The organism is Serratia sp. TSO36, assembly GCF_057808395.1.
The window spans coordinates 185,181-209,881 of sequence record NZ_JBJZOU010000014.1; the positions used below are offsets into that span (position 1 = coordinate 185,181).

The 24,701-nt window shown below is 60.7% G+C and carries 22 protein-coding genes and 1 riboswitch; of the genes, 10 read left to right on the forward strand and 12 right to left on the reverse strand.

Annotated elements, in window-relative coordinates:
- Nucleotides 1–109: 109 nt before the first annotated feature.
- The 3 genes from ACK3CV_RS13155 to ACK3CV_RS13165 form a co-directional block, all read right to left on the reverse strand.
- A complete protein-coding gene (locus ACK3CV_RS13155; protein ID WP_164140999.1) occupies nt 110–1,132 on the reverse strand; it encodes a magnesium transporter in 1,023 nt (340 codons plus the stop codon).
- A gap of 77 nt (nt 1,133–1,209) precedes the next feature.
- Nucleotides 1,210–1,383: riboswitch (M-box (ykoK) riboswitch) on the reverse strand.
- A gap of 142 nt (nt 1,384–1,525) precedes the next feature.
- Nucleotides 1,526–3,088: an ABC transporter substrate-binding protein gene (locus ACK3CV_RS13160; RefSeq protein ID WP_228657698.1), complete on the reverse strand. Its 1,563-nt coding sequence runs from the start codon at nt 3,086–3,088 to the stop codon at nt 1,526–1,528.
- A 232-nt stretch (nt 3,089–3,320) separates the two neighbouring features.
- Entirely contained in the window at nt 3,321–3,590 is a 270-nt protein-coding gene (locus tag ACK3CV_RS13165) for a hypothetical protein (protein WP_033653106.1), read from the reverse strand.
- A gap of 709 nt (nt 3,591–4,299) precedes the next feature.
- Between ACK3CV_RS13165 and ACK3CV_RS13170 the strand changes: the two genes are divergently transcribed.
- From ACK3CV_RS13170 to ACK3CV_RS13185, 4 genes are all read left to right on the forward strand, one after another.
- Nucleotides 4,300–4,875, forward strand: a complete 576-nt coding sequence (locus ACK3CV_RS13170; protein ID WP_033653105.1) for a hypothetical protein — start codon at nt 4,300–4,302, stop codon at nt 4,873–4,875.
- A gap of 275 nt (nt 4,876–5,150) precedes the next feature.
- The gene (locus ACK3CV_RS13175) at nt 5,151–6,167 is read left to right on the forward strand and encodes an iron ABC transporter substrate-binding protein (RefSeq protein WP_041035205.1); all 1,017 of its coding nucleotides are present in this window, start codon (nt 5,151–5,153) and stop codon (nt 6,165–6,167) included.
- Nucleotides 6,168–6,200: 33 nt separating this feature from the next.
- Nucleotides 6,201–7,784 (forward strand): ABC transporter permease, encoded by a 1,584-nt coding sequence (locus tag ACK3CV_RS13180; RefSeq protein ID WP_164140996.1) that lies wholly within the window; start codon nt 6,201–6,203, stop codon nt 7,782–7,784.
- Nucleotides 7,781–8,818, forward strand: a complete 1,038-nt coding sequence (locus ACK3CV_RS13185) for an ABC transporter ATP-binding protein (protein ID WP_033653102.1) — start codon at nt 7,781–7,783, stop codon at nt 8,816–8,818. The genes ACK3CV_RS13180 and ACK3CV_RS13185 overlap by 4 nt, the downstream gene beginning before the upstream one ends.
- A gap of 32 nt (nt 8,819–8,850) precedes the next feature.
- Here ACK3CV_RS13185 and ACK3CV_RS13190 read toward each other — a convergent pair whose 3' ends face one another.
- Entirely contained in the window at nt 8,851–10,347 is a 1,497-nt protein-coding gene (locus tag ACK3CV_RS13190) for an alpha/beta hydrolase (RefSeq protein WP_164140994.1), read from the reverse strand.
- 221 nt (nt 10,348–10,568) lie between these two features.
- Between ACK3CV_RS13190 and ACK3CV_RS13195 the strand changes: the two genes are divergently transcribed.
- A complete protein-coding gene (locus ACK3CV_RS13195; RefSeq protein ID WP_004938127.1) occupies nt 10,569–10,817 on the forward strand; it encodes a glycine zipper domain-containing protein in 249 nt (82 codons plus the stop codon).
- 237 nt (nt 10,818–11,054) lie between these two features.
- On the forward strand, nt 11,055–13,160 hold the full coding sequence (gene fusA, locus ACK3CV_RS13200) for an elongation factor G (RefSeq protein WP_015377944.1): 2,106 nt from the start codon (nt 11,055–11,057) through the stop codon (nt 13,158–13,160).
- A 27-nt stretch (nt 13,161–13,187) separates the two neighbouring features.
- Here the strand turns inward: fusA and ACK3CV_RS13205 are convergent, their stop codons facing one another.
- Together ACK3CV_RS13205 and ACK3CV_RS13210 are read right to left on the reverse strand one after the other, a co-directional pair.
- Nucleotides 13,188–14,156: a DMT family transporter gene (locus ACK3CV_RS13205; RefSeq protein WP_060387783.1), complete on the reverse strand. Its 969-nt coding sequence runs from the start codon at nt 14,154–14,156 to the stop codon at nt 13,188–13,190.
- Nucleotides 14,157–14,254: 98 nt separating this feature from the next.
- A complete protein-coding gene (locus tag ACK3CV_RS13210) occupies nt 14,255–15,082 on the reverse strand; it encodes an AraC family transcriptional regulator (protein ID WP_060387784.1) in 828 nt (275 codons plus the stop codon).
- A 196-nt stretch (nt 15,083–15,278) separates the two neighbouring features.
- On the opposite strand from ACK3CV_RS13210, the gene ACK3CV_RS13215 reads away from it, so the two are divergent.
- Nucleotides 15,279–16,712, forward strand: coding sequence for an NAD-dependent succinate-semialdehyde dehydrogenase (locus ACK3CV_RS13215; protein ID WP_060426114.1), 1,434 nt, complete (start codon nt 15,279–15,281; stop codon nt 16,710–16,712).
- Nucleotides 16,713–16,760: 48 nt separating this feature from the next.
- On the opposite strand, the gene ACK3CV_RS13220 is transcribed toward ACK3CV_RS13215, so the two are convergent.
- Genes ACK3CV_RS13220 through ACK3CV_RS13230 form a run of 3 tightly spaced genes read right to left on the reverse strand, consistent with a single transcriptional unit; the run spans nt 16,761 to nt 19,627 of the window.
- Nucleotides 16,761–17,663, reverse strand: a complete 903-nt coding sequence (locus ACK3CV_RS13220; RefSeq protein ID WP_033648397.1) for an alpha/beta hydrolase — start codon at nt 17,661–17,663, stop codon at nt 16,761–16,763.
- Nucleotides 17,650–18,546, reverse strand: coding sequence for an alpha/beta fold hydrolase (locus ACK3CV_RS13225; RefSeq protein ID WP_033648398.1), 897 nt, complete (start codon nt 18,544–18,546; stop codon nt 17,650–17,652). The genes ACK3CV_RS13220 and ACK3CV_RS13225 overlap by 14 nt, the downstream gene beginning before the upstream one ends.
- A gap of 25 nt (nt 18,547–18,571) precedes the next feature.
- A complete protein-coding gene (locus ACK3CV_RS13230) occupies nt 18,572–19,627 on the reverse strand; it encodes a sugar phosphate isomerase/epimerase family protein (protein WP_033648399.1) in 1,056 nt (351 codons plus the stop codon).
- 141 nt (nt 19,628–19,768) lie between these two features.
- Here ACK3CV_RS13230 and ACK3CV_RS13235 point away from each other — a divergent pair, with 141 nt between their 5' ends.
- Nucleotides 19,769–20,362: a TetR/AcrR family transcriptional regulator gene (locus ACK3CV_RS13235; protein WP_048321610.1), complete on the forward strand. Its 594-nt coding sequence runs from the start codon at nt 19,769–19,771 to the stop codon at nt 20,360–20,362.
- A 20-nt stretch (nt 20,363–20,382) separates the two neighbouring features.
- On the opposite strand, the gene ACK3CV_RS13240 is transcribed toward ACK3CV_RS13235, so the two are convergent.
- Nucleotides 20,383–21,288: a LysR family transcriptional regulator gene (locus tag ACK3CV_RS13240; RefSeq protein WP_164140992.1), complete on the reverse strand. Its 906-nt coding sequence runs from the start codon at nt 21,286–21,288 to the stop codon at nt 20,383–20,385.
- 106 nt (nt 21,289–21,394) lie between these two features.
- Between ACK3CV_RS13240 and ACK3CV_RS13245 the strand changes: the two genes are divergently transcribed.
- A complete protein-coding gene (locus ACK3CV_RS13245) occupies nt 21,395–22,522 on the forward strand; it encodes an alpha/beta fold hydrolase (protein ID WP_077038588.1) in 1,128 nt (375 codons plus the stop codon).
- On the opposite strand, the gene ACK3CV_RS13250 is transcribed toward ACK3CV_RS13245, so the two are convergent.
- Nucleotides 22,519–22,671, reverse strand: a complete 153-nt coding sequence (locus ACK3CV_RS13250) for a hypothetical protein (protein ID WP_176221819.1) — start codon at nt 22,669–22,671, stop codon at nt 22,519–22,521. The genes ACK3CV_RS13245 and ACK3CV_RS13250 overlap by 4 nt on opposite strands.
- A complete protein-coding gene (locus ACK3CV_RS13255) occupies nt 22,640–23,572 on the reverse strand; it encodes a LysR substrate-binding domain-containing protein (RefSeq protein ID WP_164140990.1) in 933 nt (310 codons plus the stop codon). The genes ACK3CV_RS13250 and ACK3CV_RS13255 overlap by 32 nt, the downstream gene beginning before the upstream one ends.
- Before the next feature lie 169 nt (nt 23,573–23,741).
- Here ACK3CV_RS13255 and ACK3CV_RS13260 point away from each other — a divergent pair, with 169 nt between their 5' ends.
- Nucleotides 23,742–24,692, forward strand: a complete 951-nt coding sequence (locus tag ACK3CV_RS13260; protein ID WP_033653093.1) for a branched-chain amino acid ABC transporter permease — start codon at nt 23,742–23,744, stop codon at nt 24,690–24,692.
- The last annotated feature ends 9 nt before the right edge of the window (nt 24,693–24,701 follow it).

Genomic DNA, 24,701 nt, shown 5'->3' on the forward strand with positions numbered 1-24,701 from the left:
TTATCGATAAAATCCCCTCGCGTTAAATATCGGGGTTGGTCGGTATCCATATTTTTTAACGCCCTCCTCTTTTTTGTCACACTCCCGCCCTTTTTAGAGCGGGAACCGTTTAAATCCCCAAAACGTACTGGGCAATTTTGAAATAAATAATCAGGCCGGTGCCGTCGATAAAGGTGGCGATAAACGGCGCCGACACCACCGCCGGATCGATGCCGAGCCGTTTCAACAGCATCGGAATGATCGACGAGACAATCGCGCTCCACACGGTGATCGCCACCAGCGACAGGCTGACCACCAGCGTCACCTCCATGCCGACGCCCATGATCCAGGCGCGCACCCAGGCCGCCAGGCCGATGGTGACGGCGATCAGCAGCGAGGTCGTGACCTCTTTGCGGATCACCGCGCCAAGATTGCGCAGGCTGACCTCGCCCAGCGCCATGGCGCGCACCAGCGTCGAGGTGATCTGGGTGCCGCTGTTGCCGCCGGTGCCGATCAGCAGCGGGATAAAGAACGCCAGCGCGATCGCCGCTTCGAGTTGCTCTTCAAACGCCTTGAGCACGTTGCCGGTGTAAGCCTCGGCGACGAACAGCATCAGCAGCCACACCGAGCGTTTGCGCCACAGCACCCACGGGCTGGTCTCCAGATAAGGCTTGTCCAGCGGCAGGCTCGCGCCCTGGCGCTGCGCGTCTTCGGTGTTTTCAGCCTCGACCAACCGGGCGATCTCTCGCTCCCCCAGCACGCCGACCAGCGTGTTGTTCGCCACGACCGGCACCACGTCCAGGCCGCCCTTGCCGAGCAGATGCGCCACGTCGTTGCGATCGTCGTCGGGTGAAACCTGAAAATAGCTGTGATCCATCATTACGCCGACCGCTTTATCCTGCTCGTCGCACTGCAGCAGTTTTTTCACCGACAGCGTGCCGCGCAGATGATAATCGTCCGCGGTAATAAATACCCGGGTGGGAATTTCGTCCGTTTTAAGCTGTGAAAGTAAATATTCCCGGGCATGATTGACCGTCATCGTCGCGGGAACGGTAATAAAATCGGCGTTCATATAGCCGGCGACCGATGTCTCGTCGAGAGTTTCAGTCGTGCTCAGCGCCGGAGAAGAATAATGTTGATGTGACTTTATCATTTTGTCAGTCCCTATTTCTGTTTTGAACTTCAACAGCGAATCGCATAGGGGCGTAACCACAGAGGGGGAGTGCAGACTGCCTATCTCCGCGTCCAGGTTTTAGCACTATACAACGTATCCGAATTGTTGCTCGGAAGTTACCTTGGGCTGAACCTTAATCCGATAAAGCCTGTCTTAACCTTGGGCATCTCTCGATGTCGTCAGATCAGTAACCTGTGTTTGTATAGGAGCCTCGCCAAACGAGATACTGCATATAAACTACCGGCGCAGTATAGGCGGTGTTTTATCCGGCGGGAAGAAAAGATTGCCCGTCGTTTATGGAGTATTTAGGATAATTTTATTAAACGCGAATCTATAAAAACGGCTGATATAAATCAGCCGTTTTTTTATTTCTCAGTGCTCGAGAAGGTAGACGTTTTTATCGTACAAAGCGCCCTGGCGGGTAAAGTCGATCCCCTTTACGTAGGGTTTAATGAGCGTGGCGTTGGCCTCGTAGTACACCGGCGCCACCGGCGTATCGGCGGCCAGCACCGCCTCGGCCTGCTGGAAGTAGCGCTGCACCTGCTGCGGCGTCTGCGCCGCCGTCGCCTGGTGCAGAATGCGGTCATAGTCCGGGTTATGGTATTTGGCGCTGTTCTCGCTGCTGTCGGAACGGAACACGTTCAGGAAAGTAGACGGATCGTTATAGTCCGCCAGCCAGCGGGTAAAGGCCACGCCGTACTGCCCGCGGTTGATATTATCCAGCGTCACTTTACGCTCCTGGCTTTGCAAGCGGGCTTCTACCCCGAGGTTCTTTTTCCACATGGCGGCGGCGGCGATGACGATCTTCTTGATGGTGGCGTCGTTGCTGTACAGCACGGTAAAGCGCAGCGGATTCTCGGCGTTGAAACCGGCCTGCGCCAGCAATTGCTTCGCCTGGGCGTGCCGCTGTTCCGGCGTCCAGCCAGCCGCAGCGCCGGGCTGCAGGCTATAGCCGCCCGCCCCCGTTGGGGTAAAGGTCCAGGCCGGCTGTTGGCCGTATCCCAGCACCTTGCCGGCGATAATCTCTTTGTCGAGCGCCAGATTCAGCGCCTGGCGCACCCGCAGGTCGTTAAACGGCGCCTGGCGATTGTTGAAGGCGAAGTAACTGGTGGAGAGCAGCGGATAGGTCACCAGCTGTTGCTCGCCGAGCGTTTTTTTCAGCTGCTGATACAGCTCCGGCGGCGTGGTATACCCCAACTCAACCTCACCGGCGCGAAAACGCGCCACTTCCGGGAAGCCCTGTATCGGCAAGAACGTCACCTTGTTGAGCACGGTGTTGGCGTTGTCCCAATACTGTGGGTTACGCTCCACCACCACCTTTTCGTTCACCACCCACTGGCTGAGGCGGAATGCGCCGTTGCCGACAAAATGCGCCGGTTGAGTCCAGTTCTTGCCGTACCGCTCCACCACCTTGCGGTTAACCGGCAAGACCGGAAAATGCACCAGCTGCTTGAGCAGGTAGGAGTTGGGCTCCGACAGCGTCACCTGCAGGGTGTGCGCGTCCAGCGCCTTGACGCCCAGCTCGCTCGGCGGCTTGCTGCCGGCGTTGATCGCCGCGGCATTCAGCACGTAGGCCGAAGCCAGATAGCTGCCGTACGGCGAGGCGGTTTTCGGATCGGTGAGGCGCCGCCAGCTGTAGACGAAATCGTCGGCGGTCACCGGATCGCCGTTCGACCATTTGGCCTGCGGCCGCAGATGGAAAGTCCAGACGTTGCCCTGATGCTCCCATTTCTGCGCCAGCGCCGGGACCGCTTCGCCGTCTTTACCGACGCGCAGCAGCCCTTCGAAAAGATCGTTAAAGATGTAGAACTCCACATTGCTCTCGGCCAGGTTCGGATCCAGCGTCGCCGGTTCATACCCGTTGGCACGCACCAATTCCTGTACCGGCGCCAGTTTAGCGCCCGCCGGCACCTCGGCCGCCTGAGCGATCGCCATGTTAAAAGCCAGGAGGATTAAACCAGCCAAATTCTTGCCATTAAATGAATATTTCACGTCGATATCCCTGTTAAGTGTTTTATCGCGTTCAATATGCAATGAGGCAGTGGAATAAATTAAATCATTAATCGCTATGAGTCATAACCAAAAGCGGTGTTGAATTTCTTTCATTATCAAAGGAATATCCCTCACCGCGCTTTTCGCTTTCAAACACAATGTGCGTTGCCGTCCTCTACTTGATGTTCACAGTCGTGATACCAAACAGCGGCAGGCCTTTAACCGGCTCTGGGCCGGGTTCCCCCCACACCATTAAGGATTTACCGCTCGCCTGTGCCTGGATCGCCAGATTTACCAGCAACTTCGGATAGGGTTCATTAGTCGCTACCGACAGCGGAAACACGTTTTCGTATAATCCTCCATCGATCGCCATCTCCACATGCACGCAATCATTAGCTACATCGATGACCACGATAGGATTGGTATAAAACGGTCCATTAGACATAGGTACCTCTCTCACGATTTCTTATTGAATATGATTCGTCATTCGCGTTGACAGCCCGTGTTATTAATACCTGAACGAAACGCTGAAGAACGATATGAAAAGACTGAAGAAAAAGAACGCCAATCGATAACAAGACGTCAACATTGCAACAGCTTAATTGCCATTAAAGCGTTGACAAGGAACTGATGTAAGTTAAATGTAAATCCACACTTACCCGTCACCTCCATGAATACACTGAGAATATTTACAAAAAAAGATAATGACAAAACAATTCAATATAAATCAACGAGATGAAATATAATAATCACTTAATCCATATTAATTAATTGGTTACAAGAAAAGGTTAACACCAAAATAATAGACAGAAGAAATCAGTAGCATTTCAATTTAAAAATAACATTAAAAACCCCTCTTGATATCGCCATAACACCTAACTACCTTTAAATGGCTTCGAGATGCACATGAAGCTACCGCCGGTTATAAAACCAATAACTGGCGAATGATTGAATCAAAAATAATTACCGAAAGAGCAAACAGGAAATATAAAAACTTGCCGTGAGGATAGGATGCAACGGTCTGCTTGCCATACCGTTTTCCTTCGAGGGCAATGACTATTTCCATTCAGATGCAATTACCTGTCTGGTGATTAACCGGATTCAGCGTGATATGCATTTCAGACTGACTCAGCAAAAATCACAGGAGTTTACCTATGCCTTCATTGCAAGATATTACGCCTGAACAGGCTAACACATTGAATAAACAATCACGTGACGCCTATAACGCGGAAGTGCAGAGCCGACAGGCGCTGCTCAACCAACATCCGCAATTGAAACCGGCGTTCAACCAGCAAGTGCATCCGCAATCCTTGTGTGGATGCGGGTGCCAACAAAATATCTGCGGCTACTTCAGCTTCCAGGGTTGTGGATGCGGGTGTGGTTGCGCGCCACATGCGGAGACCGTGCAAATTTCCGCACAGCTCGCCAATATTGGTCCCAATGCCCCATCAAGCGGTACATCGGTGCGTTTTATCGGCCAGGCCACCGGCACCGGCTCAGACGGTAACATCAACATCCCGACAATCTATTTGCAAGGCACCGTGCCCGATGCCGAAAATCTGATCGGCGTTCCGTTAACCCTGCAATTGGCCATCAACCCCGGTTCGATCGTCCTGACGCTGCTGGAGAATGGTCGGGTGCTGACCTCTTTGGTTCATCCGCCGCAGTACGCAGGCAGCATCAACGGGCAATTCTTCGGCGTCGGCAACGGTGAGTTTGTGCCGGCGTGACAAGAAGCAAGCCTGACGGGCGGCCGCCTGCGATGGCAGGTTGGCCGCTCACTGTGAGATAACACGTCCCAATTCTATTCAGGCAATCAATATAGATTATTCCAGCCGAAACTTAACTTATCCTTAAGGCAATTCATTTTGTGAGCGATCGTCAAAAATAATTTAATACGAATCGTTTTCACTATCATTATTGATGTTCTTGGCTAAAATCGGCCTGCTTGCGCTTGCCAGGCGATATTCGTTTTCCTCATTCGAACGCTAAAAAGGATAACTGCATGAAGCTGCGTATTTCATCTCTCGGCCCCGTCGCCCTGCTCGCCTCCTCGATGATGCTGGCCTTCGGCGCTCAGGCGGCCTCCGCCGACCAGGGCATCGTCATTTACAACGCCCAGCATGAAAACCTGGTGAAATCCTGGGTCGATGGGTTTACCAAAGACACCGGCATCAAGGTCACGCTACGCAACGGCGGCGACAGCGAGCTGGGCAATCAGTTGGTGCAGGAAGGCAGCGCTTCGCCTGCCGACGTGTTCCTGACGGAAAACTCCCCGGCGATGGTGTTGGTGGATAACGCCAAGCTGTTCGCCCCGCTGGACGCCGCGACGCTGGCCCAGGTGGAACCGCAGTATCGCCCAAGCCACGGCCGCTGGACCGGCATCGCCGCCCGCTCGACCGTGTTCGTCTACAACCCGGCCAAACTGACCGACGCGCAGTTGCCGAAGTCGCTGCTGGATCTGGCCAAGCCGGAATGGAAAGGCCGCTGGGCCGCCTCGCCGTCGGGCGCCGATTTCCAAGCGATCGTCAGCGCGCTGCTGGCGCTGAAAGGTGAAAAAGCAACGCTGGAGTGGCTGAAAGCGATGAAAACCAACTTCACCGCCTATAAGGGCAACAGCACGGTGATGAAAGCGGTCAATGCCGGCCAGGTCGACAGCGGCGTGATCTACCACTACTACCCGTTCGTGGACGGCGCAAAAACCGGCGAAAACAGCAATAACATCAAGCTGTATTACTTCAAACATCAGGATCCGGGCGCGTTCGTCAGCATCTCCGGCGGCGGCGTGCTGGCTTCCAGCAAGCATCAGCAGCAGGCGCAGGCGTTCATCAAGTGGATCACCGGCAAACAGGGCCAGGAGATCCTGCGCACCAACAACGCTTTCGAATACGCCGTCGGCGTCGGCGCGGCCTCCAACCCGAAACTGGTGCCGCTGAAAGATCTGGACGCGCCGAAAGTAGACGCTGCGCAGCTGAACGGTAAAAAAGTGGTCGAACTGATGACCGAGGCGGGCCTGCTGTAAGGCAGGCCGGCAAACCGAGAGTTTTTGATCGTTATGTCAAACCTGAGTACCCACGCCGCGCAGACCGCGCGGCGTTATTCTATTGCCCCCCGTCACCCGCGGCCGGGGGCGATCGTGGTGGCCAGCGCCGTGTTGCTGTCGCTGCTGGCGCTGCTGCCGCTGGGATTCGTTATCGGCGTGGCGTTTGAAACCGGCTGGCAAACGGTCAAAGCTCTGGTTTTCCGCCCGCGCGTGGCGGAACTGCTGTTGAACACCCTGCTGTTGGTGGTGTTGACGCTGCCGATCTGCGCCGTGCTGGGCGTGGCCCTGGCCTGGTTGACCGAGCGCACTACGCTGCCGGGCCGCCGCCTCTGGGCGGTACTGGCCACCGCGCCGCTGGCGGTGCCGGCCTTTGTGCAAAGCTATGCCTGGATCAGCCTGGTGCCGTCGATGCACGGCCTGGGCGCCGGGGCCTTCATCTCGGTGCTCGCCTATTTCCCGTTCATTTACCTACCGGCCGCCGCCGTGCTGCGCCGTCTGGATCCCGGCATCGAAGACGTCGCCACCTCGCTCGGTTCCCGGCCGCCGGCGGTGTTTTTTCGCGTGGTGCTGCCGCAGCTGAAGCTGGCGGTCTGGGGCGGTTCGTTGCTGATCGCATTGCACCTGCTGGCGGAGTATGGCCTGTATGCCATGATCCGCTTCGATACCTTCACCACCGCGATCTTCGATCAGTTCCAGTCGACCTTCAACGGCCCGGCGGCCAACATGCTGGCCGGCGTATTGGTGCTGTGCTGCCTCGGGCTGCTGTTGCTTGAGGCTCTCAGCCGCGGCCGCGCGCGCTATGCCCGCGTTGGTTCCGGCAGCGCACGCAGCCAAACGCCGCGTCGCCTTTCGCTGCCGCTCGCCGCGCTGGCGCTGCTGCTGCCGATTTCGCTGACCGCGCTGGCGCTGGGCGTGCCTTTCATCACCCTGGCCCGCTGGCTGTGGCTGGGCGGATGGGAGGCGTGGCGCAACGCCGACCTGTGGCCTGCGCTGTGGCAAACGCTGTCGCTGTCCGCCGTCGGCGCGTTGCTGATCACGCTGTGCGCCATTCCGATGGCCTGGCTGTCGGTGCGCTATCCAGCCCGGCTGTACCGCGTGCTGGAAGGCTGTAACTACGTAACCAGCTCGCTGCCCGGCATCGTGGTGGCGTTGGCGCTGGTGACCATCACCATTCACAGCTTCCGGCCGATTTACCAAACCGAAATCACCCTGCTGCTGGCCTATTTGCTGATGTTTATGCCGCGGGCGCTGATCAATCTGCGTGCCGGCATCGCACAGGCGCCGGTGGAATTGGAAAACGTGGCGCGCAGCCTCGGCAAATCGCCGGCGCAGGCGCTGTGGAGCACTACGCTGCGGCTGGCGGCGCCGGGTGCCGCGGCAGGCGCGGCGCTGGTGTTCTTGGCAATCGCCAATGAGTTGACCGCCACGCTGCTGCTGGCGCCGAACGGCACCCGGACGCTGGCCACCGGATTTTGGGCGCTGACCAGCGAGATAGACTACGTCGCCGCCGCGCCTTATGCGCTGATTATGGTGGCGCTGTCATTGCCGCTCACCTGGCTTCTTTATTCTCAATCTAAACGCACGGCGGGACTATGAGCACGCTCGAACTGCACGGTATCGAAAAATCTTATAACGCCATCAGGGTGCTGGAACGCATCGACCTGCAGGTTGCCGCCGGCAGCCGCACGGCGATCGTCGGCCCTTCCGGCTCCGGCAAAACCACCCTGCTGCGCATCATCGCCGGCTTTGAAATTCCCGACGGCGGCCAGATCCTGCTGCAGGGGCAAGCCATGGGCAACGGCGGCGGCTGGGTGCCGGCGCATCTGCGCGGCATCGGCTTTGTTCCGCAGGATGGCGCGCTGTTCCCGCACTTTACCGTCGCCGGCAACATCGGTTTTGGCCTTACAGGCAGCAAGCGTGAGAAACAGCGGCGCATCGAGGCGCTGATGGAGATGGTGGCGCTGGATCGCCGTTTGGCCGCGCTGTGGCCGCACGAGCTGTCCGGCGGGCAGCAACAGCGGGTCGCGCTGGCGCGTGCCCTGTCGCAGCAGCCCCGTTTGATGCTGCTGGACGAACCGTTCTCGGCGCTGGATACCGGCCTGCGCGCCGCCACCCGCAAAGCGGTTGCCGAACTGCTGACGGAGGCCAAGGTGGCGTCGATTCTTGTTACCCACGATCAGAGCGAAGCGCTGTCGTTCGCCGATCAGGTGGCGGTGATGCGCAACGGCCGGCTGGCGCAGGTGGGCGCGCCGCAAGATCTCTATCTGCGGCCGGTCGATGAGCCGACCGCCAGCTTCCTTGGCGAAACGCTGGTGTTGACCGCCGAACTGGCGCACGGCTGGGCCGACTGCGCATTGGGGCGCATCGCCGTCGACGATCGGCAACGCAGCGGCCCGGCGCGCATCATGCTGCGCCCGGAGCAGATTCAAATCGGTTTGTCAGATCCGGCGCAGCGCGGCCAGGCGGTGATCACCGGCATCGATTTCGCCGGCTTCGTCTCTACGCTCAACCTGCAAATGGCCGCCGGCGGCGCGCAAATCGAGATCAAAACCGTCAGCCGCGAAGGCCTGCAGCCCGGTTCTCAGGTCAATCTCAACGTGATGGGCCAGGCGCATATTTTCGCCGGTTGACTCACTTAAGACCGGGCCAACGCCCGGCCTTCTCAACGGCAAGTTTTATCGCGACGCGGCTTTTTCGGCGCCAGCAGATAATCCACTACGCTTTCGTCAACGCAGCTGTCGATGCCGTTCAGCGCAAGCGTATGCCCGTCGCGTTCGCGGGTGATCAGCGGGCTTTTAAAGGCGGCGGCCATCACCTGCGCGTTGCGGTACGGCGTGGTCGGATCGTAGCGCTGCGCGACGAACAGCAGCGGCGGCAACGCGGCAGACGCCACCGGCATGTGCGGCCGATCTTTGCCGCGGTACGGCCACAGATCGCACATCTCCAGCGGGTATTCGTGCAGCGGCAGATAGTGGGCATACAAAGCGGCAGTGTTGATCTCCTGCCGCTGCCTGCGCAACAGCTGCGGGTCGGCCGTCGGGTTGGCGACGTCGGCGCAGGTGATGACGTTCAGGGCGTCATCGGCATCCGGCGAATAGCTTTCGTCGATCAGATCGGAAACCTGCTGCCCGGCGATCCCGGCATCGAGCTGGCGCAGTACGGTGGCCAGCTCGTGCCAGCGCTCCGGCCACAGCAGCAGCGAACGCGTGACCGTCAGCACATCGTCGGCGGAGATTTCATAACCCGCCGCGGTGACGAACGGCTGCTCATGCAGCTTGCGCAGCAAGGCGTGATAGCGCTGCAGCGCCTGATTGGCGCCGCCACCCAGCTGGCAGCTGTCGGTTTTGCCGCAGTAGGCGGCGAAGCGCAGGAAGCTTTGCTGGAAGCCCCGCTCCTGGTTCAGCCGCTGGGTGAAATCGTCCTCCGCCAGATCCACCACCCCGTCGAGCACCAGCGCGCGCGTTTTCTTCGGAAAACGCTCGGCATACAGCGCCGCCACCTTGGTGCCGTAAGAGTACGCCACCGCCGTCAGCCCCGGTTCGCCCAGCGCGTGGCGGATCGCGTTCAGATCGTTGACCGCTTCGTCGGTGCCGATATGTTGCAGCACGTCCGCGCCGGTCTGTTTGATACAGGCGGAAATCAGGGTGCGCGTCTGGCTCTCCGCACCGGCCACGTCGTTGTCGTCCGGTGACGGGGTTTCGTCGCCTTCGGCCAGCTGGCAGGAGATTTTCGGCGTCGATTGGCCGACGCCGCGCGGATCGTAACCGATGATGTCGTAGGATTTTCGCAGTCTGGCGACGTGGGCGTCGTTGCCCAAATAAGGGTTAATGCCCGGCAGACCCGGTCCGCCGCTGATCATCACCACGCTGCCCTTTTTCGGCCCGGTAGCGGGCAGCAGGGTCAGCGCCAGCCGCACGGTCTGTTCGTCCGCCCGCGCCGCATGAGCAGGAGGCGTAGCGTACACCAACGGCGCTTCAAGGTAACCGCAGCGCAGCCCCGGCGGCGGCGGCTCATCGAACCAGCGTTGAAAGCCGCTGTTGAGACAAGATTGCCAACGAATGCCGTTCTCGGCCGCCGCGCCGTGAGCCGCAGGCCTGGCCTGGGCGGGCAATGCGGCGGCGGTCGCGGCGAGCAGCGCCAGAATACGCAGTACTGACATGGGGAGTCCTTTCAACGCAACGAATCGGTCAAAGGTTAACGGTACCCGGTTAAACCGCTAGCCAATAGAACACAAAAAACCGCGCGGGTGAAGCCGTCACCGCGCGCCCGGCAAGACGTTTCTTTGCTCAGATTGCTCTTATAACGCACAGAATGCTGCAAAAAGTGCCGTTCACCTGCTAGGCTTAAGGTTCGTTAACCCACAAGGAACAGGAGAGCAGCATGTTTGGAAAAGCGGAAGACAAAGCCAATGAAGCCGCAGGCGCGGTAGAAGAAGCGTTCGGCAAAGCCGTCGATTCGCCGGAGCATCAGGTGCGCGGCGCGGCGCGCAAATACGCCTCCCAGGCCAGCTATGCCGCCCGAGACGCAGCGGACAGCGTAAGAACCCAGGTGGAAGCCAACCCGCTGGCCGGCGTGGCCGTTGCGGCGGCGGTCGGCATCGTTTTCGGCTTCTTGCTGGGACGCAAATAACGGCGAATTCGCCGCTCGACAACAGGCCCGTTATGGGCCTTTTTTTCGCCCTCTCCTCCACCTGCTTGCTAACTTTCATCTATCACAGCCATCGCTTAAAAAAACCAACGCCTTCAACTACGATTAGTTTGTGACCAGAGCGAGGCTCTGCGATCCGGCAGATAACCCTATGAGGATTATCACCATTATCCATGCTGTTTAAGCCGCTCTCCTTCACGCGGCTAAGAAAGGTTGATTATGGCTCGCACCACCCCTATCGAACGTTACCGCAATATCGGCATCTCCGCGCATATCGATGCCGGCAAGACCACCACCACCGAGCGGATTCTGTTTTACACCGGGGTCAGCCACAAGCTGGGTGAAGTGCATGACGGCGCGGCGACCATGGACTGGATGGCGCAGGAACAGGAACGCGGCATCACCATCACTTCGGCGGCCACCACCTGCTTCTGGAACGGCATGCAGCATAATTATCCGCAGCACCGCATCAATATCATCGACACCCCCGGGCACGTCGATTTCACCATTGAAGTGGAACGCTCGATGCGCGTGCTGGACGGCGCCGTGATGGTCTATGACTCGGTGGGCGGCGTGCAGCCGCAGTCGGAAACCGTTTGGCGCCAGGCCAACAAATACAAGGTGCCGCGGCTGGCGTTCGTCAACAAGATGGACCGCATCGGCGCGGACTTTTTCCGCGTGCGCAAAATGATGATCGAGCGCCTGAAAGCCAACCCGGTGCCGATCGTCATTCCGATCGGCGCCGAAGACCACTTCAGCGGCGTGGTGGATCTGGTGCGGATGAAGGCCATCCTGTGGGACGAAGCCTCGCAGGGCATGAACTTCAGCTTCGAAGAGATCCCGGCCGAGCTGCGCGATTCGGCGCAGGAGTGGCGCGAAAACATGATTGAGGCCGCCGCCGAAGCCTCGGAAGAGCTGATGGAGAAATACCTCAACCAGGTGCCGCTGAGCGAAGAGGAGATCGTCCACGGGCTGCGGGTGCGCACCGTCGCCGGCGAAATCCAGCCGATGCTGTGCGGATCGGCGTTCCGCAACAAAGGGGTGCAGCGCATGCTGGATGCGGTGATCGAGCTGATGCCCTCGCCGCTCGACGTGCCGCCGATGGAGGGCCACGGCGAACACGATGAAATCATCACCCGCAAAGCCGACGACAACGAAAAATTCTCGGCGCTGGCGTTCAAGCTGATGACCGACCCGTTCGTCGGCCAGCTGACCTTCGTGCGCGTCTACTCCGGGGTGCTGGCCAAGGGCAGCAGCGTTTACAATCCGATCAAGGGCAAAAAGGAGCGCATCGGCCGCATCGTGCAGATGCACGCCAACGATCGTAAGGACATCGACGAACTGCACGCCGGCGACATCGCCGCCTGCGTCGGCCTGAAGGACGTCACCACCGGCGATACGCTGTGCGACCCCGGCGCCATCATCACGCTGGAACGCATGACCTTCCCCGAGCCGGTGATCGCCCAGGCGATCGAGCCGAAGACCAAGGGCGACCAGGAGAAAATGGGCATCGCGCTGCAGCGCCTCTCTTCGGAAGATCCGTCGTTCCGTGTGCGCACCGATGAAGAATCCGGCCAAACCATCATCTACGGCATGGGCGAGCTGCACCTGGAGATCATCGTCGATCGCATGCGCCGCGAGTTCGGGGTGGAGACCACCACCGGCAAGCCGCAGGTGTCGTACCGCGAAACCATCCGCAAGCGGGTGGCCGACGTGGAAGGCAAGTTCGTGCGCCAGTCCGGCGGTAAAGGGCAATACGGCCATGTGGTGCTGACCGTCGAACCGAACGAACCCGGCAAAGGCTTCGAGTTCTTCGATGAGATCAAGGGCGGCGTCATTCCGGGCGAGTTTATCCCGGCGGTGAAAAAAGGCGTGCTCGAGGCGCTGAACAACGGCGTGCTGGCCGGTTATCAGGTGGTGGACGTCAAGGTACACCTGACCTTCGGTTCTTACCATGACGTCGACTCGTCGGAACAGGCGTTCCGCATGGCGGCGATTTTCGGCTTCAAGGAAGCCTGCCGCCTGGCGGATCCGGTGATCCTTGAGCCGATCATGTCGGTGGAGGTGGAAACGCCGGAAGATTACGCCGGCAACGTGATGGGCGACCTCTCCTCACGCCGCGGTCTGGTGCAGGGCATGGAAGAGATACCGGGCGGCGGCGGCAAGGAAATTCGTGCCAAGGTGCCGCTGTCCGAGATGTTCGGCTACTCGACGACCCTGCGTTCGATGTCGCAGGGCCGCGCCACCTACACCATGGAATTCAGCCACTACGCCGAAGCGCCGCGCAACGTGGCCGAAGAGATCATTCACCACAGCAAGCGTTAACCCTCGCGCCCGCCTTCGCGGCGGGCGTCACCCCTGCTTGTCTTCCAGCGCCACCACCACCGGCTGCGGCTTGATGCGCATGGCGTACACCACGCCGGCGATCAGGCAGACGATGCCGGCCAGCGTCAGCAGCGGCGGCCAGGCCTGGCGCAGCAGAAAGGTATAGGCCAACCCCGCCAGAATTTCGAACACGATGAGCGGCCCCACCAACACCGTCGGCAGCCGCTGGCTGGCTTCGTTCCAGCACAGCGCCCCCAGCCAGGAGCAGAACACGCCGATGACCAGCATCAGTGGGATAAACACCTCGGGGCGCGGGCCGAACGGCAAGGCGAACGCCGGTTCGCTCAGCGCCAATTGGCCGCAGACCGCCAGATAGCCCAGCAGCGCCAGCGGCAGCGTCACCAGCCCTTGCGCCGTGGCCCAGGTGGCCGGCCGCTGCGTCGGGTTCTCCCGCAGCCAGCGCGAGTTGCGCAGCGGGAACCAGGTCCAGCACGCCACCGCCAACACGGCCAGCCCCAGGCCGCTGAGATAGCGCCAGCCGTCGACCGGCAGCGCATTGCCGCGCAGCTCGGCGACGTTCACGCACGCTAACCCGCAGACGATCAGCAGCAGCGCCGGCGCCAGCTTGCCCCACGCCAGCCGCCCGTCGTGCCGGCCGTAAAACAGATTGGCGCAGAGGGCGATCACCACCGGCAAGGTGCCGATGATCATGGTCGACACCGGTGCGCCGGTACGCTGAATGGCGCTGGCCAGGCACAAGTAGTACAGCAGGTTGCCGATGGCCGTCAGCTTGAGCGCCTCCAGCCAATCCTGGCGCCGCAGCTTGCGCAGGCGGCGGCGATCGAACCACGCCAGCGGCAAGGTGATCAGCCCGAAGGCCAGATAGCGCCCGGTGGACTGCAGCGCGGCGGGATAATCCGGCACCAGCAGCGGGCCGACGAAGATCAATCCCCACATCAGCCCGGCGGCCAGGGCAAACACAACGCCAATGAACATAACGACTCCGACAAACGGCCGGCGCGGCCAACCCGCCCGACAAGATAACGGCAGAGTAGCGAAAACGCGGGGAGGAATTATTGTAGCAGGTTGCTGTTTTAACCCAATTTAACCTGTTTCTGGAAACGCACAGGCGTGACGCCGTAACGATTAGCGAAGGCGCGCGTCAGGTGCGCCTGATCGGTCAGCCCCGCCGCCGCCGCCACCTGTGCGGCGGGCATGCCGCGCTCCAGCATGCGTTTGGCCTGCGACAGCCGGATCGCCATCAGCATCTGCTGCGGCGAAACGTGGTATTCGGCCTTGAACTTGCGCAGAAAATGGTACGGGCTGAGCGACACCAGCTCGGCCAGCTGATTGAGGGTCACGGCCTCGGCGAAGTTATCGTGCAGGTAGCTTTTCACCACCTCGAAACGGTGCGCCGCCTCGGCTTTTTCCCGCTGCCCGGTGCGAATATGCGGGTGCAGCAGCTCGACCGCCTCCAACAGCAGGCCGTCGAGCGTAAGCGGATCGTCGGTTTGCCACAGCGTGGCGAGAATGGCGGACAGACGCTGCGCCGCCCGCGGATCGTGGCGCACCGCGTCGGTGAACCACTGGCTCCGATCGCCGGACAACTGCTCCAGCGCCTCGGGCGCCAGATAGAGCATGCGATAACACCAGCCGCCCGGCGTTTCGGCTTCGCCGGTATGCAGCTCGTCAGGATTCATCAGCACCAGCGCGCCCGGCGCCGCCAGGTGCTGCGCCCCGCGATAGCGGAAGCGTTCGGCCCCGGTGTCCACGGTGCCGATAGCGAAGGCGTCGTGGGTATGCGGCTCGAAGGCATAGCGTTCGATATGCGCCTGATAGAGTTCGACACCGGGCAGATGCGACAAATGCCGGAACTGCGCACAGTCCTTCTCGAACGGAAACTGTTGTGGAACCCCTTGCACCCGACCTCCTCATCCGTGCTGACAATCTGCTCAGCATAGCCAAAACATCGCCGGTTGAGTAGCCGCCCTGGCGCTTTCGTGCCCCTCGCCTGGACGATCGCCGCCATTCGGCGTAGGGTTAAGGTCCCTGTCCCTTTCAGGCGCGCCGCATCGCGAAGCTCATCGGCCCCTGACACTCCGCAAACAAGAGGCAACAATGTATCCGGATACTCAACTGTATATCGATGGACAATGGCGCAGCGCACTGGCCGGGAAAACCCTGCCGGTCACCAACCCCGCCACCGACGAAGTAATCGGTCAGGTGGCGCACGCCGCCACAGAGGATCTCGATCTGGCGCTGGCCGCCACCGAGCGCGGATTTAACGTCTGGCGCGACACCGCCGCGCACCAGCGCGCCAACCTGATGCGCAAAGCGGCGGCGCTGCTGCGCGAACGCGCCAACGCCATCGCCGCCGTCATGACGCAGGAACAGGGCAAACCGGTGGCGCAGGCCAAAGTCGAAATTCTCAACGCCGCCGACGTTATCGACTGGTTCGCCGGCGAAGCCACCCGCACCTACGGGCAGATCATTCCGTCCCGCGCCCGCGACGTGCAGCAGCAAACCCTCAAGCTGCCGGTCGGCCCGGTGGCCGCCTTCACGCCGTGGAACTTCCCGATCAACCAGATCGTGCGCAAGCTGTCCGCCGCGCTGGCCGCGGGCTGCTCCATCATCGTCAAAGGCCCGGAAGAAACGCCGGCCTCGCCGGCTGAGCTGATCAAAGCCTTCGCCGACGCCGGGATCCCGGCCGGGGTGATCGCGCTGGTGTACGGCACCCCGGCGGAAATCTCGGAATACCTGATCCCGCATCCGACCATTCGCAAGATCTCCTTCACCGGCTCCACCCGCGTGGGCAAGCATCTGGCGGCGCTGGCCGGCCAGCATATGAAAAAGGCCACCATGGAGCTGGGCGGCCATGCGCCGGTGCTGATCTTCGACGACGCCGATCTCGACGCGGCGGCCAAAGAGCTGGCGCAGTCCAAGTTCCGCAACGCCGGTCAGGTCTGTATCGCCCCAACCCGCTTTCTGATCCAGCAAGGCGTTTATGAAGCCTTCGTGGAGAAATTCACCGCCGCCGTGCGTGAACTCAAGCTCGGCAACGGGCTGGAAGACGGCGTCACCATGGGGCCGATGGTGCTGGGCCGCAGCGTCGACAATATCGAGGCGCTGGTGCAGGATGCCGTCGCCCACGGGGCAAAAGCCTGCACCGGCGGCAAGCGCGTGGCGGGCAAAGGCAACTTCTTCGAGCCGACGGTGCTGCGCGACGTGCCGCTGAGCGCCCGCGCCATGTCGGAAGAGCCGTTTGGCCCGGTCGCCCTGCTGCGCCCGTTCGCCACCTATGACGAGGCGATCGCCGAAGCCAACCGCCTGCCGTACGGCCTGGCCGCCTACGCTTACAGCCGCAACATCGCCACCGTCAATGCGCTGGGGCGCGACGTGGAGAGCGGCATGCTGAGCATCAACCACATCGGTTTCGGCCTGCCGGAAACGCCGTTTGGCGGCGTGAAGGACTCCGGTCACGGCACCGAAGGCGGCAGCGAAGCGATCGAATCCTACCTGGAAACCCGCTTCGTCACCGTCGCCGGCCGTTAATCGAACGCCGGATAAATAGCCAAAAGCCCCGCAGTGCGGGGTTTTTTTTTACTCGCGAGCCAGTTCGAACAGCCGCCGCGCCGCCGGAGTCAGCCCCAGCATGTGAATGCAGGCATGTACCATGCCCGGCAACCGTTCGCAGCGTACCGGCACGCCCGCCTCGCGCAGCCGCTGCGCATACTGCTCGGCCTCATCGCGCAGCGGATCATATTCGCAGCTCAGGATGGTGGCCGGCGGCAATCCGCGCAGCGTAGCGGCGTGCAGCGGTTCGGCGCCGGGATCGCGCCGCTGGGCCAGATACTGCTGCCAACAAAATACCATCGCATCGCGCGTCAGAAAGTACCCCTCGGCAAACTCGCAATAGCTCTTCGTCGTCATCTCGCGGCTGAGCGCCGGGTACAGCAGCAGCTGGCGCTCGATGTGCGGGCCGCCGCGATCCCGCGCCAGCAGCGCAACCGCCGCCGCCAGATTGCCTCCGGCGCTGTCGCCGCCCACCGCCAGGCGCTTCGCGTCGATCCCCAACTGCGGCGCCTGTTGCGCCACCCAGCAGAGCGCCCGATAGACATCTTCCAGCGGCTGCGGAAACGGGTATTCCGGCGCCAGACGATAGTCGACCGACAGGATCACCCGGCCGGTGGCGTTGGCCAGCGCCTGACAGGGACGATCGTACAGCGCCAGCGAACCGAGGCACCAACCGCCGCCGTGGGCGAACAGCATTGCCGGCTGCGCGGCGGCGCGGTTTTCCCCCGCCGGGAGATAGGCGCGCAGCGCGATCCGATACCCATCGGCGGCAACCACCGTAAAGTCCCTGACGCCGCCGCTCGGTTCCGCCTCGCCCTGCAGCTGGCGTAAACCGGTTTCCGTGGCCGCGCGCATTTCCGCCAGCGACGCGGGGGGCGGCGCATCGGCCGATGCCGTCAAAAAGGCGGCAATGCGTTCATCGAGCGGCATGTGGCTCTCCTGCCAGGAACGGCGTAATCAGTGCAATAAATTCCTCATGACACTCTTCGGTAATGAAATGCCCGCAGCCGGCGATCGTTTCGCCCCGCAGATCGTGCGCATTGCCCCGCAGCGTCGTCAGCGGCGCGTCGCCGGTGGCGTGCTCGGCCCCCACCGTCAACACCGGCATCGTCAGGGGCGTGGCGGCGCGTAGGCGGTTCTGCCGCACGGTCTCCGGGATCGCCCGGTAATAGTCGAACCCGGCGCGCAGGCCGCCCGGCGCTGAGTAAGCAGCGATATATACCTGCGCCGCCACCCGATCGCGCCGATAGGACCAGCGATTGAAGATATAGCCAAGATATTCCCGCTCACGCCCCTGGGTCAGGGTCTCCGGCAAATCCGCCAGCTGGTTGAACATGAAATGCCACAGGAAGATGTTCTCCTCCGGCGCGACGAAAATCGGCGGAGGCGGCGCCAGCCCGGGGATCACCGCCTCCGTGAGCACCAGACGCTCCACCGCCTGCGGGAAATCGCTCGCCATGGCGTAACCGATCCACATGCCGATGTCGTGGCCAACCAGTTGGTAACGTTCATGGCCCAGTTGCGTCATCATCGCGTGCAACGCCGCACCGACGCTGCCGGTGTCGTAGCCGCCAGCGGGCTTGTCGGAATCGCCGATGCCCGGCGGATCGACGGCGATCGCCTGAAAACCGGCCGCCGCCAGCGCTTGCATCACATGGCGCCAGGTGTACCAGGTTTGCGGCCAGCCGGGGATCAGCAGCACCGGCCGCCCTTCACCGGCCATCACGCAGTGAAGGCGCCGGCCGTTGACCTGGAGATAGACGTGTTCCGCCGCGAGATCCGCCAACGGGCTCTCGTTCTGTAGGTATTGCATGGGGTGACTCCCTGAAGGATTAGGCTCAGCGAATACCGAGCAACGCGTTGATTTGCTGTGGGTTGACCGGCGCGCCGGCGAAGTCGTCGAACACTTTATCGGTGACGCGGATAATGCGATCGCGGATGAAGGCTGCGCCTTCGCGTGCGCCATCCTGCGGATTTTTCAGGCAACATTCCCACTCCAGCGCCGCCCAGCCCGAATAACCGTACTGCGTCAGGCGCGAAAAGATGCCGTTGAAATCGACCTGGCCGTCGCCCAGCGAGCGGAAGCGGCCGGCGCGATCGATCCAGGATTGATAGCCGCCGTAAATACCCTGGCGCCCGGTCGGATTGAACTCGGCGTCCTTGACGTGGAACATGCCGATAACCTCTTTATAGATATCGATAAACTCCAGATAGTTGAGCTGCTGCAGCACCATATGGCTCGGATCGAACAGCACCCGGCAACGCGGATGATGGCCGACGCGCTCAAGAAACCTCTCGAACGTCACGCCGTCGTGCAGATCCTCGCTCGGATGAATTTCGTAACACAGGTTGATCCCCTGCTCGTCGCAGGCGTTAAGCACCGGCAGCCAGCGCCTGGCGAGCTCGTCGAACGCGGTGTCGATCAGCCCTTCCGGGCGCTGTGGGAACGGGAACAGATAGGGCCAGGCCAGCGAACCGGAAAAGGTGCCCAGCTCGCTGAGCCCGAGCCGCGCCGACGCCTTCACCGCCAGCAGCATTTGCTGCCGCGCCCACTCGCCGCGCGCCTGCGGATTGCCCTGCAGCGCCGGCGGCGCGAAGCTGTCAAACAGCGCATCGTAAGCCGGGTGTACCGCCATCAGCTGGCCGAAGATATGGCTGGTCAATTCGCTGACCACCAACCCCTGTTCCGCCAACATGCCGGTCAGATCGTCGCAGTAGGTTTGACTTTCCGCAGCGGTGGCCACGTCGAATAAACGCCGATCCCAGGCCGGGATCTGCAGCGCGCTAAAGCCGGTCTGCGCCGCCCACTCGGCAATGGCGGGCAGGCTGTTGAACGGCGCCGTCTCATCGCTGAACTGCGCGAGATGCAGGCTTGGACCTTTGAGGGTTTTCATCGTAAACTCCTATTTGTTGTCAATTGACAAACAATAGGAGCAAAGCGCGATGACCGCAAGCGAAATTTATAAAGACATTGGTATTCCCCGCCGATTTAAGCGATCCTATGTCGCTGAATGACAGGCAAATTGGAGCAGCGAATGGCAGGCAGACCGCGCGAGTTCGACCGCGAACAGGCGCTCTTGAAGGCGCGAAACTTATTCTGGCGACAGGGTTACGAAGGCACCTCGATGTCGGATCTGGTGGCGGAATTGGGCATTGCTTCCGCGCGCATCTACAAGGCGTTCGGCTCCAAAGAGCAACTGTTCCGCGAGGCGATAGCCAGTTATGAAACCGAGGAAGGCGGCTTCGCCGACCGCGCCTTCGCGCAGGAAAGCGGCATTCGCCCGGCGATCAAACGCCTGCTGGAAGACGCCGTGCGGCTCTACAGCAGGCCGGATCTGCCGCAGGGCTGCATGGTGGTCTCCTCCGCCGCCAGCGTCAGTGCGGAAAACGACGGGCTCAAAGTCTGGCTGGCTGAGCATCGGTTGCAGCGCACCCAGCAGATCGTCGAACGGCTGCGGCAGGCGGTGCAAGCCGGCGAACTGCCGGCCGGCACCGACGCCGACAGCCTGGGGGACTTTTTCGCGGTCTTCCTGCACGGCCTGTCGATTCAGGCGCGTGACGGCGTCACTGAAACACGACTGTTGGCGGCGGTAAAGGTGGCGCTGACGATCTTGGACGACGGCGGGTAATCGCTCGTTACGCGCGCTTTTTATGTGGAAACGTATGGCTGCGGAGGGGATGCGTTTCTGACGAAATCCGCGACGTGAGGATTGGTATTTTCCGGATTGTGAATCAGCGCAACCTGATACGGGATCTGTTCTCCACTCAGCCGGCAAAAAGAAACGTTTACCCATCCGCTTTTTTGCATGAATTCAGGGACCAAACTGACCCCTAATCCCGAAGCAACAAGACCGACTATCGTTTCCATTTGCACGGCTCGCTGAACAACTTCAGGAATAAACCCTTCCTTTTCGCAGGCCTCAATAATAGAGCGATAGAGGCCAGGCCCTTCCTGTTCCGGAAATAATACCCACGGCTCCGTGGCCAGAGAAGAAAGCGACAGAGCGCCGCCTGTGCCGGCAGGATGTTTATTCGGCAAAACAGCTACCAGCGGGCAGCTAAAAAATCGATGGCAGGACAGTTTCTGTATGGCATATTCGGGAACAGGTAAAACCGCGATGCCAACGTCCAGCGTGTCTTCCAAAAGGCTCGCAACCTGTCGTGCGGTGGTCATTTCCTTCAACTCAAGAACCACTCCCGGGCAGGATAAGTGAAAACGGGCGATCGTTTCAGGAAGCAAATGCCTGACGGCCGTGGCCACAAAACCGATACACAAGGCCCCTGTCATTCCCTCGCCGGCACGTCGGGTCAGCAACATTGACCTTTCCATCTGCATGAGCGTCGTAGCCGCCTCCTTCTGCAACACTTTGCCTGCGGGAGTCAACGCCGTTATTCGATTGGTTCGCTCAAAAAGCCGGGTGCCCACAGCCTCTTCCATTTGACGGATCGCTTTTGTCAGAGGGGGTTGGGCCATGTGCAAACGCTCGGCCGCTTTGCGGATATTCATTGTTTCCGCTACCACAAGAAATTGGCGGAGCTGACGCAGGGTGAGCATATCGCGATACCTTAAATGTATTAAGAAAGCCCCTCGATAGTATTAGACACACCAGCAAGGCTACCTGAAGATGCTTCCTGTATATATTCGCGGAGCAGAAATAACAATGAACATACTCAGATCGTTGTCACTGACTTGCCGAAATCTAAATATGTTGCTAGCCCTTCTTATCATGTCGGCATCATCCCCGCTGGCTGCCTCAGCGGAAAAGGAATTCCTCGAGCCGATAAATCGAACAGACAGGTACATTTTGCTTACGGGCGGAGAGCAACTCCACGTCAGGGAAGTCAGCCTGAAAGCTGCGGGCAAGATACCGCCACCGCCTGTGCTGCTGATTCACGGCGCCCGGGTTCCCGGCCTCGCCTCTTTTGATCTGCCCGTCAAGGGCGGCTCTTTGGCTGCAGACCTCGCCCTGGCAGGCTTTCGTGTGTATATCCTCGATCTGCGGGGATATGGGTTATCAAGCCGACCGGCGGCGATGGATAGCCCCCCTGGCCAGTCAGCGCCGTTGATCCGCACGGCGGACGCCGTAACCGATATCGGTCACGCCGTGCAGGCTATTCAGGCGTGGAGCGGCGCCCCTCGCGTTAATCTCCTGGGCTGGGCGACGGGCGGACACTGGGCGGGAGCGTACGCGGCCCAATACCCGCAGAATGTGGCGCGTCTGGTTTTATATAACACCCTTTATGCCGGAAGTGCCCATCACCCGTTGCTGGGATATGGATCGCCGCTGGACGATCCGCAAAATTCCGGGCGCTTCAATGCAGCCAAGTTTGGCGGCTGGAGCCTGAACACGCGAGACAGTCTGTTTGTCGCCTGGGATAACAGCATTCCCGTCGCGGATAAAACACAGTGGCGCGATGAAACAGTCAAACGCGCTTACGGCGATGCCGCGCTGGCATCGGACAGCACCTCGCAGCGCAGAACGCCACACAGTTTCAGGGCGCCGACAGGCGCAATGGCCGACAGCTTTGAGCTGGCGATTGGCAGAAAACAGTGGTCCGCAACGGCCTTAGCCACCGTTCCCGTGTTGGTTATTCGTTCAGAACGGGATTTTTGGAGCCGGCCTGAGGATGCAGACGCCATCATGAAAGATGCCCCTTCAGCCGAAAAGCTGGTCATTCCTGAAGCGACACATTTCGTCCATCTCGATCGAGAGAACGCCGGCAGACAACGCTTTTTCCAGGGCGTCGTCAGATTTCTGGCGCAGCCGCAACCTAAAAACGGCGCTTAATCTCCCGGCCGATCGGCAATCGCCAGCGCGCCTTCGCCGTAATCATGCTCTTCATCCTCAATGCGGCGCGCGCCCATGCGCAGCGCTTTGATGTTGGCCGCATCGACGGGTTGCAGATTATGCCCCGGCGTTCTGAGCCGCCGCCTCACGGCGCAGCCACTGCCGCAGATTTTCGCCTTCCTGCGACAGTTCGCTATCCAGGCGAGCGCACAGGTAATAATCGCGGCCGTCGTCGATCGGCAGATCGAACATTTTGATTAACTCACCGCTCTCAAGGTAGTGGGCGATTAACGGCTCACGCATCAGCGCGCATCCCAATCCCGCCTGCACCGCCGCCAGCGTCAACAATCCGTCTTCGAACATCGGGCCGATACTGCGCAGCGGGCGTTTAACACCGGCCTGCTGAAACCATTGCATCCAGGTATTGCGCTCCTCGTCGTGCAGCAGCGGCAGCGTCGCCAGCTGATCCGGCGTATCGAGCAAACCGTGCAGTTTACTGAACGCCTGGCTGCACACCGGCACCATTTGGCCGGACATCAGCTTTTCGCTGCGATAGCCGGTCCACTGCCCAACGCCGAAGCGGATCGACAGATCGGCGGCGTCGCTCAGGTAATTGCGGTGGTTGGCGTAAACCACATTGATGTCGATATCCGGATTCTCGCGCAGAAAGCCGCGCAGCCGCGGAATGAACCATCCCATGCCGAACAGCGGGATCAGGCTGATGGTGACCTGCCGCGATGCGGACTGCTCGCGCACGTGTTCGGTCGCCTGGCGCAGCACGTTAAACGCCGAGCGGATCGAACGGTAATACTCCCGCCCCTCGCTGCGCAGCACCAGATGACGCCCCTGCCGTTCTGTCAGCGGCATCTGCAAAAACGCCTCCAGCGTTTTCAGCTGATGGCTGACCGCCGAAGGCGAAATCATCAGCTCCTTCGCCGCCGCGCTGATGCTGCCCAGGCGCGCGATGGCTTCGAACGCCCGCACGGCGCGCAGCGGCGGATCGTTCGGCAGCATCGGCAACGGCTCATCATACTGTTCTGTTTTTTTCATATATCTATTGTTTTATGGAGGTCACGGAGAGAGGATTTATTTAATATACATAAAAATCAACAAATTAAAATCACTCGTTTTTTGTATAAGAAAGTATTTTTCCGTATTTTACAATTTTTTTAAATTCTCTACTGTGAGCCTCCTGACTCATTATCTCCGGACTCTCCTTATGGATACGCTGGTACAGCAGACCGTCAACGGTTTGATGCTCGGCAGCATCTATGCGCTGATCGCGCTCGGCTACACCATGGTGTACGGCATTCTGCGCATCATCAACTTCGCGCATGGCGACGTGCTGATGGTCGGGGCGCTCAGCGCGCTGTCGGCGATCGGCGTGTTGCAGCATCATTTTCCCGCGTTACCGCCCTACGCCACGCTGCTGCTGGCGGCCCTGTTCGCCATGGCCGTCTGCGCCATCACCTCGATGGCGATCGAGCGCCTGGCCTATCGCCGGTTGCGCAATGCGCCGCGCCTGGCCCCGCTGATCAGCGGCATCGGCGTCTCGCTGCTGCTGCAAACCCTGGCGATGCTGATCTGGTCACGCAATCCCCTGATGTTTCCGCAGCTGTTGCCGATGGCGCCCATCGCCCTGACCGCAGGCAGCGCCGAACATGCGCCGGCGGTGATCACCGGCACCGCGATCGTCACGCTGGCAGTGGCCGTGGCGGTCATGGCCGGCCTCTGGCTGCTGGTCGAACACAGCCGTTTCGGCCGCGCCATGCGCGCCACGGCGGAAAACCCGCAGGTCGCCGGCCTGATGGGCATCAGTCCTGACCGCATCATCGTTCTGACCTTTGCGCTCGGCGGCGCGCTGGCGGCGGTAGCCGGCATCATGATGGCCAGCAACTACGGCAACGCCGGTTTCTCGATGGGCTTTCTGCCCGGCATCAAAGCCTTTACCGCCGCCGTGCTCGGCGGCATCGGCAACCTGCGCGGCGCGATGCTCGGCGGTTTGCTGCTGGGGCTGTTCGAATCGCTGGGCACCGGCTATCTCGGCGAGCTGACCGGCGGCGTATTCGGCAGCAACTACCAGGACGTCTTTGCGTTTCTGGTGCTGATCGCCGTACTGGTCTTCCGCCCCTCCGGGCTGTTGGGCGAACGCATCGCCACGCGCGCATAAGGACATCAC

Excerpts from the sequence above, each read along its gene's own strand:
- ACK3CV_RS13155 (WP_164140999.1), bottom strand. The coding sequence starts at position 1,132 with ATGATAAAGTCACATCAACATTATTCTTCTCCGGCGCTGAGCACGACT.
- ACK3CV_RS13160 (WP_228657698.1), bottom strand. The coding sequence starts at position 3,088 with ATGGCGATCGCTCAGGCGGCCGAGGTGCCGGCGGGCGCTAAACTGGCG.
- ACK3CV_RS13165 (WP_033653106.1), bottom strand. The coding sequence starts at position 3,590 with ATGTCTAATGGACCGTTTTATACCAATCCTATCGTGGTCATCGATGTA.
- ACK3CV_RS13170 (WP_033653105.1), top strand. The coding sequence starts at position 4,300 with ATGCCTTCATTGCAAGATATTACGCCTGAACAGGCTAACACATTGAAT.
- ACK3CV_RS13175 (WP_041035205.1), top strand. The coding sequence starts at position 5,151 with ATGAAGCTGCGTATTTCATCTCTCGGCCCCGTCGCCCTGCTCGCCTCC.
- ACK3CV_RS13180 (WP_164140996.1), top strand. The coding sequence starts at position 6,201 with ATGTCAAACCTGAGTACCCACGCCGCGCAGACCGCGCGGCGTTATTCT.
- ACK3CV_RS13185 (WP_033653102.1), top strand. The coding sequence starts at position 7,781 with ATGAGCACGCTCGAACTGCACGGTATCGAAAAATCTTATAACGCCATC.
- ACK3CV_RS13190 (WP_164140994.1), bottom strand. The coding sequence starts at position 10,347 with ATGTCAGTACTGCGTATTCTGGCGCTGCTCGCCGCGACCGCCGCCGCA.
- ACK3CV_RS13195 (WP_004938127.1), top strand. The coding sequence starts at position 10,569 with ATGTTTGGAAAAGCGGAAGACAAAGCCAATGAAGCCGCAGGCGCGGTA.
- fusA (WP_015377944.1), top strand. The coding sequence starts at position 11,055 with ATGGCTCGCACCACCCCTATCGAACGTTACCGCAATATCGGCATCTCC.
- ACK3CV_RS13205 (WP_060387783.1), bottom strand. The coding sequence starts at position 14,156 with ATGTTCATTGGCGTTGTGTTTGCCCTGGCCGCCGGGCTGATGTGGGGA.
- ACK3CV_RS13215 (WP_060426114.1), top strand. The coding sequence starts at position 15,279 with ATGTATCCGGATACTCAACTGTATATCGATGGACAATGGCGCAGCGCA.
- ACK3CV_RS13220 (WP_033648397.1), bottom strand. The coding sequence starts at position 17,663 with ATGCCGCTCGATGAACGCATTGCCGCCTTTTTGACGGCATCGGCCGAT.
- ACK3CV_RS13225 (WP_033648398.1), bottom strand. The coding sequence starts at position 18,546 with ATGCAATACCTACAGAACGAGAGCCCGTTGGCGGATCTCGCGGCGGAA.
- ACK3CV_RS13230 (WP_033648399.1), bottom strand. The coding sequence starts at position 19,627 with ATGAAAACCCTCAAAGGTCCAAGCCTGCATCTCGCGCAGTTCAGCGAT.
- ACK3CV_RS13235 (WP_048321610.1), top strand. The coding sequence starts at position 19,769 with ATGGCAGGCAGACCGCGCGAGTTCGACCGCGAACAGGCGCTCTTGAAG.
- ACK3CV_RS13240 (WP_164140992.1), bottom strand. The coding sequence starts at position 21,288 with ATGCTCACCCTGCGTCAGCTCCGCCAATTTCTTGTGGTAGCGGAAACA.
- ACK3CV_RS13245 (WP_077038588.1), top strand. The coding sequence starts at position 21,395 with ATGAACATACTCAGATCGTTGTCACTGACTTGCCGAAATCTAAATATG.
- ACK3CV_RS13255 (WP_164140990.1), bottom strand. The coding sequence starts at position 23,572 with ATGAAAAAAACAGAACAGTATGATGAGCCGTTGCCGATGCTGCCGAAC.
- ACK3CV_RS13260 (WP_033653093.1), top strand. The coding sequence starts at position 23,742 with ATGGATACGCTGGTACAGCAGACCGTCAACGGTTTGATGCTCGGCAGC.